Source organism: Arenibacter sp. S6351L (genome assembly GCF_023016025.1).
GTDB classification, from domain to species: domain Bacteria; phylum Bacteroidota; class Bacteroidia; order Flavobacteriales; family Flavobacteriaceae; genus Arenibacter; species Arenibacter algicola_B.
The window spans coordinates 1-13,688 of record NZ_JALKBB010000016.1 but is presented as its reverse complement, the minus strand read 5'-3'; the positions used below and the strand labels follow the sequence as shown (position 1 = coordinate 13,688).

The following is a 13,688-nucleotide window of genomic DNA, read 5'->3' as shown; positions in this document are numbered from 1 at the left end:
TACCCTATGACAAGGGTTTTCAATGAACAATTAAAAATTATACCGAATCTGCCAATTATTTCTCGATAACCATCAAGAGCATTGCCGTATTTCAGTATTTGTTTTGTTAATACGGTATTAACGTTTAGAGAACTGGAATTTCTTACGAGCTTTCTTCTGACCGAATTTCTTACGTTCAACCATTCTTGGATCTCTAGTTAAAAGACCTTCTGGTTTAAGAACCAATCTGTTCTCGGCATCCAATTCGCATAAAGCTCTGGACAATGCCAAACGAACCGCTTCCGCTTGTCCTGTAATACCGCCACCATATACATTAACTTTTACATCGAAGTTTTCTTCGTTGTTGGTTAGGGTAAATGGTTGCTTTACTTTGTACTGTAATGTTGCTGTAGGAAAATAGTTGCTTAAGTCTCTCTTGTTAATAGTAATGTTACCATTTCCTTCAGTAACATAAACTCTCGCAACTGCAGTTTTTCTTCTACCAATTTTATGAATCATTTCCATTACTTAAAATCGTTTAAGTTAATTGCTGTTGGTTTTTGTGCTTCTTGGTTGTGGGCTGCGCCGGCATATACCTTCAGATTTCGGAAAAGCTCTGCGCCCAATTTGTTTTTGGGCAACATACCTTTTATCGATTTCTCTACTATACGCGCTGGATCCTTAGCCAACATTTCTTTAGCCGTTGTAAACCTCTGGCCTCCTGGATAACCGGTGTGACGAACGTAAGTTTTTGAATCCCACTTCTTTCCGGTTAGGTTGATTTTTTCTGCATTGATAATAACAACATTATCCCCACAATCAACATGTGGTGTAAAACTAGGCTTGTACTTCCCTCTAAGTAACTGCGCTACTTTAGAAGCAAGACGGCCCAATGTTTCTCCTTCAGCATCAACTAGTAACCATTGTTTGTCAACGGTCGCCTTATTGGCCGAAATCGTCTTGTAGCTTAATGTATCCACACTAATATATTTATTGATTAAACACTTCAATCCCGTTTAACGGGCTGCAAATGTACAATTATTAAGTTGAATTCCAAATGGTTGTTTCTTATTATTTTATAGTTTTTTCCAATATTGGCAAATAGAAGTATACTTTGCCCACGCTTTGCAATCCCAATAATTGGTTTTTGTATCCTATAAGTCTTTTTGCTCGGCATAAATTCAAAGAAGTTTTATTGACTTTTTGAATTGATATGGCAGATCGTCAAAACATGGTCAATGTTTTTAAATTTCAATACATTGAGTATTTAATTTTTGGTGTTGTCCTTTGCTGTTTTAGTTGGGTTTGACAGCCTGTTCTATTGTTTGGATTAGCTGGGATACTATTTTGTGCTATAATCCGTTAGCTTTTAAAACAACGTAAATTTTAAAAAGATGAAAATTAATTTTTTATTACTTTTTCTTGTTGCAGGTCTTTTCTTTTCATGTTCCACAGATAGTGATGATGATAACTCCAATGAGGATTCTATAGTGGGAGTATGGCAGGCCTATGAACTTAAGGTTAATAATGATACCGCCAGTGATGATGAAAAAAATGTCAGGGATTTGTTGGCCTTTTTAACTTCAAAGGAGTGTTATGTGCTGAGTTTTGATTTTAAACAGGATTTAACGGTCATCATTGAAAATTCTATCCAATATCTCGAAATTAATTTAAATTCTGAAGGGAACGGTTTTGATATTCCCTGTCCTACCGAAAAGGATACGGAGACCACTGTGTATGTGTATGCCGACGGCAAATTGACTTATACCGATGAAGATCTGCAGGAGATCTCTGTTGACGTGACCATAGATGGCGATACTATGACCGTAGATGCGGCAGATTTGGATATCCCCAATTTAAATGCAGGTGGGCAGCTTATCTTTAAAAGAAAATAAAATCCTGATAAAAGGCTATTGTTAAAAAACGGAACGCATTGGTTTAGGCCAATGCGTTCCGTTTTTGTTTTTATAGATATTTAGTTTAATGGGCCTCCAGCCAATTGTTGCCAACACCCAGTTCCACATCCAAGGGTACCGATAATTTGTAGGCGTTTTCCATCTCTGTCTTGATCATGGTCTTTAACTCCTCCAATTCGGGCTTGTATATATCGAATACCAATTCATCATGAACCTGTAGGAGCATCTTACTTTTGTAGTTGCCTTCTTCGAGTTTTTTATGAATTTGGATCATTGCAATTTTTATGATATCGGCGGCACTTCCTTGAATTGGGGCGTTTACTGCGTTGCGTTCCGCAGCTCCACGCACAATGGCGTTGCTTCCATTGATATCCTTGAGATACCTTCGCCTGCCCAACACGGTTTGAACATATCCGTTTTCCCTAGCGAATTCTATTTGTTCATTTATATATTTTCGCAATTTGGGGTAGGTTTTATAATAGGTTTCTATTAGCTCCTTGGCTTCCGCACGCGATAGGTCGGTTTGGTTGCTCAATCCGAATGCCGATACACCATATATAATACCAAAATTTACGGTCTTGGCATTGCTTCGCTGTTCCCTTGTAACATCCTGCAACGGTACGTTGAATACCTTGGATGCCGTGGATGCGTGAATGTCCTCTCCGTTTTTAAAGGCCTCTATCATAGTAGACTCTTCGCTTAGAGCGGCAATAATGCGCAATTCTATCTGCGAATAATCCGCTGCCAATAAGGTGTAATCTTCATTTCTTGGAATGAATGCTTTCCTCACCTGCCTTCCCCGCTCCGTTCTAATAGGGATGTTTTGTAGGTTGGGATTGTTGCTGCTTAATCTACCGGTAGCGGCAACGGTTTGCATATAGTCTGTATGTACTCTGCCGGTACTTTCCTCAATTTGTTCCGGAAGGGCGTCCACATAGGTGCTTTTTAGTTTGCTCAGACCCCTGTAGTCCAATACACTTTGGATTATTTCATGGTCCTTGGCCAGATAGGATAGTACATCTTCGGCAGTGGAATATTGACCTGTTTTGGTCTTTTTGGGTTTGTCCACCAGTTTTAGCTTATCGAATAATATTTCGCCCAATTGCTTTGGTGAGGCAATATTGAATTCTTCCCCTGCTTCCTTGTAAATCTTTAACTCCAAGTTTTTAATGTCGTTGTCCAAATCCTTGGCAAGCGAATTTAAAAAGTCCTTGTCCAGATTGATTCCTTCCTGTTCCATATCGGCCAGGACATGTAATAAGGGAATCTCTATCTTATTAAATAATTCTTCGGTGTTAGCCTCTTTTAATTCTGGTCGGAAGTGTTGTGCCAATTGAAAAGTAATATCGGCGTCCTCTACGGCATATTCGGTTTGTTGTTCCAAAGGAACATCCCTCATGGATAATTGGTTCTTCCCTCTTTTGCCTATAAGTTCGGTTATGGAAATTGGGGTGTAGTTCAAATACGTTTCCGCCAGAACATCCATGTTATGGCGCATGTCCGGATTAATAAGGTAATGGGCAAGCATAGTATCAAAGCATTTGCCTTTTATGGAGACATTGTATTTGTGTAGTACTTTGATGTCATATTTTAGGTTCTGCCCAATTTTTTCAATGTTTTCCGCCTCAAAAAAGGGTCGCAATTGTTCAATAATCTCCTGCGCCTGCTCCCTGTTTTCGGGAAATGGAACATAAAATCCTTTGCCGGCTTCCCAGCTAAAAGCTATACCTACCAATTCGGCCGTAAGTGGGTTTAATCCCGTGGTTTCAGTGTCGAAACAAACCTCGGTTTGTTTCATTAAATTCTGGACAAAAAGTTTCATGGCCATACCGGGAAGAATACTTTGGTATACATGAGAAACTTCCTTTATGTTTTTTCTGCTGGAAACTTCCTTTATTGTTCCCCCGCTAACCTGTCCGTCACCACCAAATAAGGAAAATTGGCCTCCTCCGGCCTCAGTTTGTTTCTTTTTTGAAACAGGGCTGTTTTCCTGTTTGCCCTCCTTCGCACTATCGTTATCCGATTCGGACGAAAAGAGCTTTAGGAATTGGTCTTTAAGTCTACGGAATTCCAGCTCCTCGAAAATCTCCTGTACTTTTTCGCCATCGGGCATGGAAAGCTCATAATCTTTGGCGTCAAAGGTTACATCACAATCCACAAATATAGTTGCCAGTTTTTTGGAAAGTATGCCCAGTTCTGCATTTTCTTGGACTTTTTCCTTCATTTTGCCTTTGAGCTTATCGGTATTCGCAAGCAAATTTTCCATTGAACCGAATTCCTCTATAAATTTTTTGGCGGTTTTGTCCCCCACTCCTGGTAATCCGGGAATGTTGTCACTGGCATCGCCCATCATTCCCAAATAGTCTATTACCTGTTCCGGACGTTCAACCCCAAAGCGTTTTTGGACTTCGGGTATGCCCCAAATTTCTATACCATTGCCTAATCTTGCAGGGCGGTACATAAATATGTTCTCGGATACCAATTGTCCAAAATCTTTGTCCGGGGTAACCATATATACCTTATAGTCTTCTTTTTCTGCCTGCTTGGCCAAAGTGCCAATAATATCATCGGCCTCCATTCCCTCCAATTCCACTACAGGAATATGCATGGCCTTCAATATATTCTGAATGTAGGGCACGGCTATTTTAATGGCGTCCGGTGTGGCATCCCTATTGGCTTTGTATTCAGCGAACATTTCGGTACGGTCCGCACTTCCTCCCTTGTCAAAACAAACTGCCAAATGATCCGGTTTTTCCCTTCTTATTACGTCCAATAAAGAATTCATGAATCCCATAATGGCGGAAGTGTCCATTCCCTTAGAGTTTATTCTTGGGTTTTTTATGAGTGCGTAATATCCCCGAAAAATGAGCGCATATGCATCAAGTAAGAAAAGTCTTTTTTGTTCAGCCATTATATTTGATTCTTGTTAAGATTTGGATATTGTGAATTGATTATTAGGATTTCAAAAAAGTCTCCGTCGGATTATTGCTTTGTCCTGCCTCGGTAAATTTGCTATAGCTAAACCCGGGATGTATACAATAACCTCCGGTTTCCCCTTTCTTGTTGATGGCGATAAACCCAATTTGGAAATCCCTTCTATCCTTGTTTTTTTCCATTATTCGTCTTACGCCTTCTTCGCATGCCTCTTGCGGCGATTTCCCCTGGCGCATAAGTTCTACGATCAGGAAGCTGCCAACGGTTCTAACCACTTCTTCCCCGACCCCTGTGGCTGTTGCTCCGCCAACTTCATTGTCTACAAACAGTCCGGCACCTATAATTGGGGAGTCGCCAACACGTCCTGCCATTTTGTAGCCCATTCCACTTGTGGTACAGGCCCCGGCGATATCACCATTTTTGTCAATGGCAAGCATGCCTATGGTGTCGTGGTTTTCTATGTTGATAATGGTTTCGTATTTGGATTTTTTCTTCCATTCCAGCCAGTCTTTTTTGGCCTTTTCAGTAAGTAGATTTGTTTTTGGGAACCCTTTTTCATAAGCAAATTGTTCTGCTCCCTTTCCGGCCAACATTACATGAGGAGTGTCTTCCATTACCTTTCTGGCAACCGAAATGGGGTGTGCAATATTTTCCATACATAGTACCGCACCGCAGTTTCCATCCTTGTCCATGATGCAGGCGTCCAATGTAACATGGCCATCCCTGTCCGGTCTTCCGCCGTTGCCAACGGTTTCGTTGCTAAGATCTGCCTCCTCTATCATTACCCCTTGTTCCACTGCATCCAGCGAAGAGCCTCCTTTTTCCAAAACCTCCCAAGCCTTTGCCGTGGCATTCTTAAAATTCCATGTGCAGATGGCAATAGGTTTTATCGTTTCCATGTCTGCTGACATAGGCGGTAACTCTTTTTTTGCGTCTTGACATGATGCGAAAAGTGGTGCTGAAATTATTCCAGCAGTGCTTAGGGTAGAATTTTTAAGGAAATTTCTTCTTTTCATAAGATAGTGTTACTTAATTTTAAGGTTCTAAATATAAGAAATATGATTGTAGAAGTATGTGCCAATTCTTTAGAATCTGCCCTGAATGCCCAAAAAGCTGGTGCTGACCGAATTGAGTTGTGTGCCGAGCTTGCCGTAGGTGGGGTTACCCCTTCATTTGGGCTATTGCAGCTTGTAAAGGAACATATTTCTATCCCTGTAAATGTATTGATTAGACCCAGAAGTGGGGATTTTACCTATTCCGATCTGGAATTTGAGATTATGAAAAGAGATATTACATTATGTAGGGAGCTGGGTTTTAATGGAATTGTTTCAGGGGTGTTGTCCAAGGATTTTACCTTGGATTATAAAAGAACAAAAGAATTGATAGAAGCCTCCAGGCCATTGCAATTTACTTTTCATAGGGCTTTCGATTGGGTAAGGGACCCTATGGTTGTCTTACGGCAATTGCAGGAATTGGAAGTGGATACCATATTAAGTTCTGGACAGCAAAATTCTTCGGCCCAAGGAATGGAGTTGTTGACCGGGTTGTTAAAAGTATCCAAGGACTGTGTTATTATGCCCGGGGGAGGAATTCGCGATACCAACGTATTGGAATTTAAGAAGAATCGATTTGCGGCGGTGCATTTGTCAGGGGTAAAATTTCACAAAACCCTGGATCATACGCCCGAAATTCCAATGAGCAGTCCTGGTTTTCTCAGGGATGATGAAGTAGCTATCAGCCATTTGGCAACCTTGCAGGAGGTGGTCCGCTTAGTTAAAGAATAGTAAAAAATCACCTAATGGATTTGAAACCAATATCTTTACTTAAAAAATAAGGAATGCTACGTTGGATTGTTTTTATTGTCATTTATATAACACTCGGAATTTATACTTTGCAGGCAATAAAGGCTGCAACCCGTTATCCCTGGGTCTATTTTGCCTATATGGCATTATCATTTTTTGTTTTAGGGAATTTCATCTATCAGTTTACTATGGGCGATGACCCTGGTAGGGTATTGAGTGTTCCAAAAAGTTATGCTTTTGGTCTCCTTTTGGCAATACTTACTTTTATGTTGATTACCATTGTATTTTTATTCTCCGAAGATATTTTTAGGTTTCTTACGGCAAGCTATCACAAAATATTTGGCGGGACCAAAGAATTCAGCCTCCCCCAACGAAGACGTTTTTTAAGTACCCTTGCCATGGGTATTGCCGCTTTGCCATTCTCGGCATTGTTGTATGGGATGGTTAAGGGGAAGTATAATTTTAAAGTGCTTAAGTATAATTTGGAATTCGATGACTTGCCCAATAGCTTCGATGGATATCAAATAACCCAAATATCGGATGTGCACAGTGGTAGTTTTGATAATAGGGAGAAAATTGAATACGCAATAAACTTGATAAACAAGCAAAAAAGTGATGTGTTGCTTTTTACAGGGGATATGGTGAACAACATGGCAGAGGAAATGTTGCCATGGAAAGGCCTGTTTTCAACATTAAGTGCAAAGGACGGTAAGTTTTCAGTGCTGGGGAATCATGATTATGGGGATTATGTGGATTGGGAGACGGAAGAAGCCAAGAGGAACAACTTAAGCGATCTAAAAAATTTGCAAAAAGAAATGGGTTTTGATCTATTGCTCAATGATAGTAGGTATTTGCAAAAAGGAGAGGATAGAATTGCCTTGATCGGGGTTGAAAATTGGGGAAGGGGAGGATTTAAAAAAGCAGGCGACCTTAAAAAGGCTGTCTCCAATATTAACAAGGATGATTTTAAAATTTTAATGAGCCATGACCCTTCCCATTGGGAAGATCAAGTGTTAAAAGATGATTATCACTATCATCTCACCTTAAGTGGACATACCCATGGCATGCAATTTGGGATAGAAATCCCAGGATGGATAAAATGGAGCCCGGCCAAATGGAGGTATAAATATTGGGCGGGAGTATATGAGGAAATGGGGCAGATGATAAATGTAAACCGTGGATTTGGATTTTTGGGATATCCTGGAAGAGTTGGTATATGGCCGGAAATAACTGTGATTACCTTAAAAAAGAGGTCGTTAACCTGATTTTAACTACTACCTTGTCGACAAAAACGATAGCACTAGTTGTATTTTAACATTTTTTCTTATTTTTGATTTATAACCCAATGTATAGTATATGTCTAAATTTGGTGAATTAATTGATATCAATGTTCCTGTGTTATTGGATTTTTACGCAGAGTGGAACGAACAGTCAACAGCCATGCACCCTGTACTACGGGATGTTGCCGCTGCCTTGGGCGATAAGGGCAAGGTTATTAAGATTGATGTGGATAAGAATAAAGAGCTTTCCCAGGCATTGAGGGTGAAGGGCCTGCCGACCTTGATGATATACAAGAAAGGTGAAATGGTTTGGAGGCAAAGTGGGGAGCAGGATGCAAATACCCTTATTGGGATACTCAATGAGTATCTATAACTAATTAAACAGTATATAAAAAAAACCGAGACTTAAGTCTCGGTTTTTTTTGTGTCTTTTATTCCGGAACTACTATGCTGTCCAATTGTTCTTCCGGTATAGCATCTATGGCCGATGAATCTATAAGATCGGGATCCGAAGTTGGAGCTTGTATGCCCTCCATAGGGTCGTTGCGATAAAAGCGTTCAAACTTCTCTATGTATTCGTTGAAGATGAGGGTTTCCTTTTCGGCAGTTTCCTGATCCTGGTTGGTAATTAAAATGTCGATATTTCTACTATAGGCCTCCAAATCGGGAATAATTTCGTCCAGGAACATGCGCTGTTCCTCAAAAGGAAGATTGGCGTAATAATCCAACCGTTCCTGATAAATGGTTTTTAATTTTTGAAAAAGATCCCTAGCTTTTTTGGTTTCCCCTACCTTAAAGTACCCATCTATAAACGGTTCTACAAAAGCGTAATACCCGAAATATTCAACAGGCATATTTTCCATAGCAATATTGATGACGTCCTTCGCCTTTTCAATCTTGTTTTCGTCTATCAAAGTTTCGGTAAGCCGTGCTAAGTTACCTCTAAAGGAAAGTGCCTGTGTGCGGGTTTGGGGGTCGTGATAAATATCCGGGCTTCCAGCATTGCCCCAATCCCATTTTTTTACAATATCGTACATAAGATCGGCGTCTATTCTGCCCATCTCATAAGAACTTCTATTTGTTGTTTTAATAGGTACCAGTTTGTAAACCAGGCCATCCAATTGAAGATAATCTTTCATCCAAATGTATTCTGCGGCATCAAAACTTCCCCCGGAGAAGTATATGGGGCGTTTCCAGTCATTGTTGGCAATGATGTCCAACATCAGGATTCGGTTTTTGGGCAGCGCACTTTTTGGTAGGTCAATATCAATATAATCCACAATTAGTGCCGAATCTTTTTCTTTGACCAAACCACTCTCCAGAACATTTTTCTTGTTTACCGGAACCCTAATTTTATTGGTCGGATAGTAGACAACATCCAAATTGCTTTCGGAATACTGGCTTAGATCCGCACCTTTCTTCTGTAGTATGCTTCTAAATTTGGTTTGTTCCTTGTCACTCCCTACCCAGTTCATAAAGTCTTTTATGTCCCATCTGCTTTCGGTAAGCTCATTAAAGTATATGGCATCCCTAGACCCCCATTTGTATTCGTTATGGGTAAGCTGAGAGGGAATTGGCTCGCTTTCGTAGGCTTTCTTTTTCATTTGGTCTATGTACCAATCTGTGGCAAAAAGGCTAGTGTTTACCACGCGTACATCCGTTCTGTAGCCTTCAATTTCTTGGGCGTACCACAGAGGAAAAGTATCGTTGTCCCCTATAGTGAACAAAATAGCGCCCGAGTCTTCCTTGGTTGATTCCAGATAGGCCTTTGCGGTAGATTTGGCAGTGTACCTATTGGATCTGTCATGGTCATCCCAATTTTGGAATGCCATTACTCCTGGAACCGCCAAAAGACAAAGGATAGTAATTCCGGGAGCCAATATTTTGGGGCTCAAAAGCTTTTGGAATTCATCAAAAAGTCCATATACGCCCATGCCTATCCATAGGGCAAAAACATAAAAGGAGCCCACCAGGGAATAATCCCTTTCCCTAGGCTGAAAAATGGCCGGATTGGTGTAAAATTGGATGGCAATACCCGTAAACATAAAGAACACGAACAAAGCCCAAAATTGTTTGGGGTTTTTGCTTATTTGGAAGATTAGGCCAATAATGCCAAGTAGTAAGGGGAGGAAGAAATAGGTGTTCCTGCCTTTATTGTTCTTAATATCGCTGGGAAGGTTCTCCTGACTGCCTAACCTTGCATTATCAACAAAGTTTATACCGCTTAGCCAATTTCCATGGTTGTCATATCTTCCTTGAATATCATCTTGCTTACCAACAAAATTCCACATAAAGTAACGCCAGTACATATAGCCAAATTGAAATTGGAACATGTATTTTATATTTTGCATTACTGTAGGGGGTTGTACATCTATATATTCACTAAACTCCCTAAGGAATCTTATATATTGGGAAGTGTCTATTTCTCCCTTGGCGTAACCGTCCTTAAATTGGTTTACGGCTTCCCTTAGTTCGTTGTTCCCAAGATAATCAGATTTTATCCTAAAGGTCAGCGGGTCAAAATACTTCATGTAATTTTCTGCATTCTGTTCGCTCCACATCCTTGGCAAGAGTCCTACGTGATCGGAGTTTGGTCCTTGCAGCGCATCCTTATAGTTGTTTACAATAATATATTTTCCGGCCTTTAGGTCTTTTTCGTATTTGGGTTTCTCGTCCTTTTCATCCCCTGCAGGGGCAAAAGTGTCCGAGTAATAGGCGCCATAAACAGGGCTGTCCACTCCAGGGTATTGTTCACGGTTGTAATAGGCCAACAAAGATCTGGCATCCGCAGGATCGTTTTCGTTGATGACCACATCGGCATTTGCCCTAATCGGAAGCATTAGCCATGAAGAGAACCCTAAAAATAGAAACATTAGACAGAGCACAATGGTGTTGGCTACGGTATAGTTGTTGTTGCGCGTGTAGCGTAACCCCCAATAGAAAACACCTATAAAAATGAGGCCCATAATAATGGTTCCCGAGTTAAAGGGCAGGCCAATGGTGTTGATGAAAAACACCTCGCTCCAACCAAAAACTTTCAGCACATAGGTCAATGAAAATTTATAGACCAGCATCAATATGGCAACTACAATAATATTGGCCAAAAGAAAATTCTTTATTGTTGTGGTCTTGTAGGTTTTAAAGTAGTACAATAAACCTATTGTAGGTATCGCCAAGAAGCCCATGAACTGGATCCCAAAGGTAAGTCCAACCACAAAAGAAATAAGTATTATCCATTTATTGCCTCGTGGGTTCTCCAGGTCATCTACCCATTTTAATCCTAGCCAGAGCAGTAGGGACATAATTAAACTGGCCATTGCGTAGACTTCGGTTTCTGTTGCGTTGAACCAAAAACTATCAGAAAAGGTAAAGGCCAAGGAGCCTACGATGCCACTTCCTAAAATGGCCAAAGCTTTGCTGTTGGTTATGACTTCCTCTTTGGATATAAGTTTACTTGTGAGGTTGGTAATGGTCCAAAACATAAAAAGAATAGTGAAGGCACTGGAAACCCCGGAAACGAGGTTTACCATCTTTGCAACCTGGGTGGGTTCCAGGGCGAACATGGCCATAAAAGCCCCGATCATTTGTAGCAAAGGTGCTCCTGGTGGATGCCCTACCTGTAGTTTGGCCGCTGTTGAAATATATTCACCAGCATCCCAAAAACTGCTAGTAGGTTCAACGGTTATTCCGTAGGTAATAAGGGCTATAAAAAAAACAAACCATCCTGTGATGGTATCCCATTTTTTGAAATTTTTTGAAAACATGCGGTTTGTCGTTTGTCCGAGGGGCGAATTTACTAATTTAAATAGATAATGGGATATATATTTCATAAACCTTTAACATGATATATGGGGCAAGGTGGCTTCAATAGAGAGGCCAATGTAGGGAATGCAAAGGAGTGTTCCTTTTGGCGAGTACTTTAAAATATTGCAGGAACCCTTTGCATTGCAGGTTGTTGTAGAATATTTCTCTATTTTTTTAGAATATGACTCAAAAATATTTGTGCATATAAAACTTTGTTTTAAATTTGCACGCTCAAACGAGGTAGTGGCCTATGGTGTAATTGGTAACACAGCTGGTTTTGGTCCAGTCGTTCTAGGTTCGAGTCCTAGTAGGCCAACGTTTAAATCCCCTGATTTCATTGAGATTGGGGGATTTTTTATTTCTTGGGTACAACATAGGTACAACAAATTGGGTTTTTCAACACTTAAAGATTATTCATTCAAATCTATTTTATTCTTTATTAAACAATCAGCACTGAAAATAAGTTTTAAACTCAGGTCGTCTGTCTGACAATTTAGGGTTTTTCAACCTTTGTAGGATTAGCTTGGGAAAGAATCAAATGCTTTATATGTTAATAAGACGGCAGTTTTGGACATTGCGAATGTGAACTAGCGGTTTTAATTTGTGTCCTACTGTAGTTGCGAAAAGCAAAAAAAATCGTTGGTTTTCGCCCTTAAGGGGGCTTTAAAAATATGCTATATAATTTATATCGCTGAAATCCAGTCGTTAGGTGAAGCCTTTACTTTGATCTAATCCATCGTCTTGCTGAATAATGGCTCGTGCAGTGTTTACGTACTTTTTATTCCGGCTGTGAATACCTGAATCGGCAGTTAATTCAGAAACGACCGGACACAAACTGAGATCGAGCTTTCCCGTCAATTTTCAGACCTTTAGTCAAGCAGTAATTCCTTAATTCATTCAAATCAACAACAAAGTCATTTACAGTTAAACCTTGGGAAGTCAAACTACGTTTTGTTTTTAGATATGTCTTATGCCACTCTTTCCATGTTTCGTGCATGTTTTCCGGGTCGTCGATTAACTTTAGGAATTTCCCCCAATCTTTTTTTCGATAATATGCTAAATTCACCTCCATGACTAATTTTTATTTCGGGATGTCAAAAGTGTAAACTATGTGACTTTAACTTTGTAAAGGATGTCCCTTTAACGTACCATATTGCGCATAACGTGTTTGTATATGGTTTGTTGCGTGGTTTAACCACTAAATTTAGCAAATAAAAACCGAATAGAAAATCCGCGAGGATTTTCGTAAGTAGGCTAGAACTAGCAATAAATTATATACGGTGTTAGGCACAGTTTTTTATAAACCTTGAATTACCTTTAGACAGAATGCAATATTCATAGAATTTTCTCTAAACAACATAACTTCCTTTCCATCTGAATCGGTTATAAAAAACCTGTCCGGTAGATTTTTAGGTAGTTCTCCCGAAAGAGTGTTTACAAAAGCACAAGCCGTTAAAAATGCTCCTAAATCTGTTGGGTGACTACCATCTGGTAAATACAATTGTATATCTGGTCTTAATGTTTTAGCTAATTTCCAAGCTTCTCCAACCATAACAAGTCCACAATCACTTTCTTTTGATGCTTGTTGATACGATTCTGTTATTTTTTCTTGAAATTGTGGAAATTTTTTTGGTGGCCAAGGCACATATAAGTAAGGTTTAGCACCAGAAGCTTTAACTAGGTCAGATAACTTTTTAGAGTATTTGAAAAATTCGTCCTTTTTCTTAACAGCTTCACTACTTGACCCTTGTAATACAACTATATCGTAATTTCCGTTAATTATTGCTTCTTTTGATTTAAGTCCTTTATTGCCATACCAATGGTCGCTCAATTTAGCTCCACCAGCAGTACTTTTAGAGGTTATTAATTTGACTTTAGTGTAGCCTTCCCTAAAAATAGGACAGTATAAAATTCGAATTTATTAATTTTAAATTTTAACTGTCACATGAAGAAAAGCAAGTTTAGCGAAAGCC

General features: G+C 39.8%; 10 protein-coding genes and 1 tRNA gene. 5 read left to right on the top strand and 6 right to left on the bottom strand.

Annotated elements, in window-relative coordinates; translation table 11 throughout:
- Positions 1 to 117 precede the first annotated feature (117 nt).
- A complete protein-coding gene (rpsI, locus tag MWU82_RS13610) occupies positions 118 to 504 on the bottom strand; it encodes a 30S ribosomal protein S9 (protein WP_031442374.1) in 387 nt (128 codons plus the stop codon).
- Positions 504 to 959: a 50S ribosomal protein L13 gene (gene rplM, locus MWU82_RS13605; protein WP_031442375.1), complete on the bottom strand. Its 456-nt coding sequence runs from the start codon at positions 957 to 959 to the stop codon at positions 504 to 506. The genes rpsI and rplM overlap by 1 nt, the downstream gene beginning before the upstream one ends.
- A gap of 414 nt (positions 960 to 1,373) precedes the next feature.
- Between rplM and MWU82_RS13600 the strand changes: the two genes are divergently transcribed.
- Complete coding sequence (locus MWU82_RS13600; RefSeq protein ID WP_247096790.1) at positions 1,374 to 1,874, top strand: hypothetical protein; 501 nt, start codon at positions 1,374 to 1,376, stop codon at positions 1,872 to 1,874.
- 85 nt (positions 1,875 to 1,959) lie between these two features.
- Here MWU82_RS13600 and polA read toward each other — a convergent pair whose 3' ends face one another.
- Both polA and MWU82_RS13590 read right to left on the bottom strand, forming a co-directional pair.
- Positions 1,960 to 4,806, bottom strand: a complete 2,847-nt coding sequence (gene polA / locus MWU82_RS13595; RefSeq protein ID WP_247096789.1) for a DNA polymerase I — start codon at positions 4,804 to 4,806, stop codon at positions 1,960 to 1,962.
- Positions 4,807 to 4,849: 43 nt separating this feature from the next.
- Entirely contained in the window at positions 4,850 to 5,845 is a 996-nt protein-coding gene (locus MWU82_RS13590) for a N(4)-(beta-N-acetylglucosaminyl)-L-asparaginase (protein ID WP_247096788.1), read from the bottom strand.
- Positions 5,846 to 5,887: 42 nt separating this feature from the next.
- On the opposite strand from MWU82_RS13590, the gene MWU82_RS13585 reads away from it, so the two are divergent.
- The 3 genes from MWU82_RS13585 (at position 5,888) to MWU82_RS13575 (ending at position 8,284) form a co-directional block, all read left to right on the top strand.
- Positions 5,888 to 6,613 carry a copper homeostasis protein CutC gene (locus MWU82_RS13585; RefSeq protein WP_247096787.1) on the top strand — a complete coding sequence of 242 codons (726 nt, stop codon included), beginning with the start codon at positions 5,888 to 5,890 and terminating at the stop codon, positions 6,611 to 6,613.
- A 53-nt stretch (positions 6,614 to 6,666) separates the two neighbouring features.
- On the top strand, positions 6,667 to 7,896 hold the full coding sequence (locus tag MWU82_RS13580; protein WP_247096786.1) for a metallophosphoesterase: 1,230 nt from the start codon (positions 6,667 to 6,669) through the stop codon (positions 7,894 to 7,896).
- A gap of 91 nt (positions 7,897 to 7,987) precedes the next feature.
- On the top strand, positions 7,988 to 8,284 hold the full coding sequence (locus tag MWU82_RS13575) for a thioredoxin family protein (RefSeq protein ID WP_072862855.1): 297 nt from the start codon (positions 7,988 to 7,990) through the stop codon (positions 8,282 to 8,284).
- Positions 8,285 to 8,342: 58 nt separating this feature from the next.
- Here the strand turns inward: MWU82_RS13575 and MWU82_RS13570 are convergent, their stop codons facing one another.
- Positions 8,343 to 11,675, bottom strand: a complete 3,333-nt coding sequence (locus tag MWU82_RS13570; RefSeq protein ID WP_247096785.1) for a DUF2723 domain-containing protein — start codon at positions 11,673 to 11,675, stop codon at positions 8,343 to 8,345.
- Between the two features lie 284 nt (positions 11,676 to 11,959).
- Between MWU82_RS13570 and MWU82_RS13565 the strand changes: the two genes are divergently transcribed.
- Positions 11,960 to 12,031, top strand: a tRNA-Gln gene (locus MWU82_RS13565).
- Positions 12,032 to 13,012: 981 nt separating this feature from the next.
- On the opposite strand, the gene MWU82_RS13560 is transcribed toward MWU82_RS13565, so the two are convergent.
- The gene (locus MWU82_RS13560; protein WP_247096784.1) at positions 13,013 to 13,546 is read right to left on the bottom strand and encodes a hypothetical protein; all 534 of its coding nucleotides are present in this window, start codon (positions 13,544 to 13,546) and stop codon (positions 13,013 to 13,015) included.
- Positions 13,547 to 13,688 lie beyond the last annotated feature (142 nt).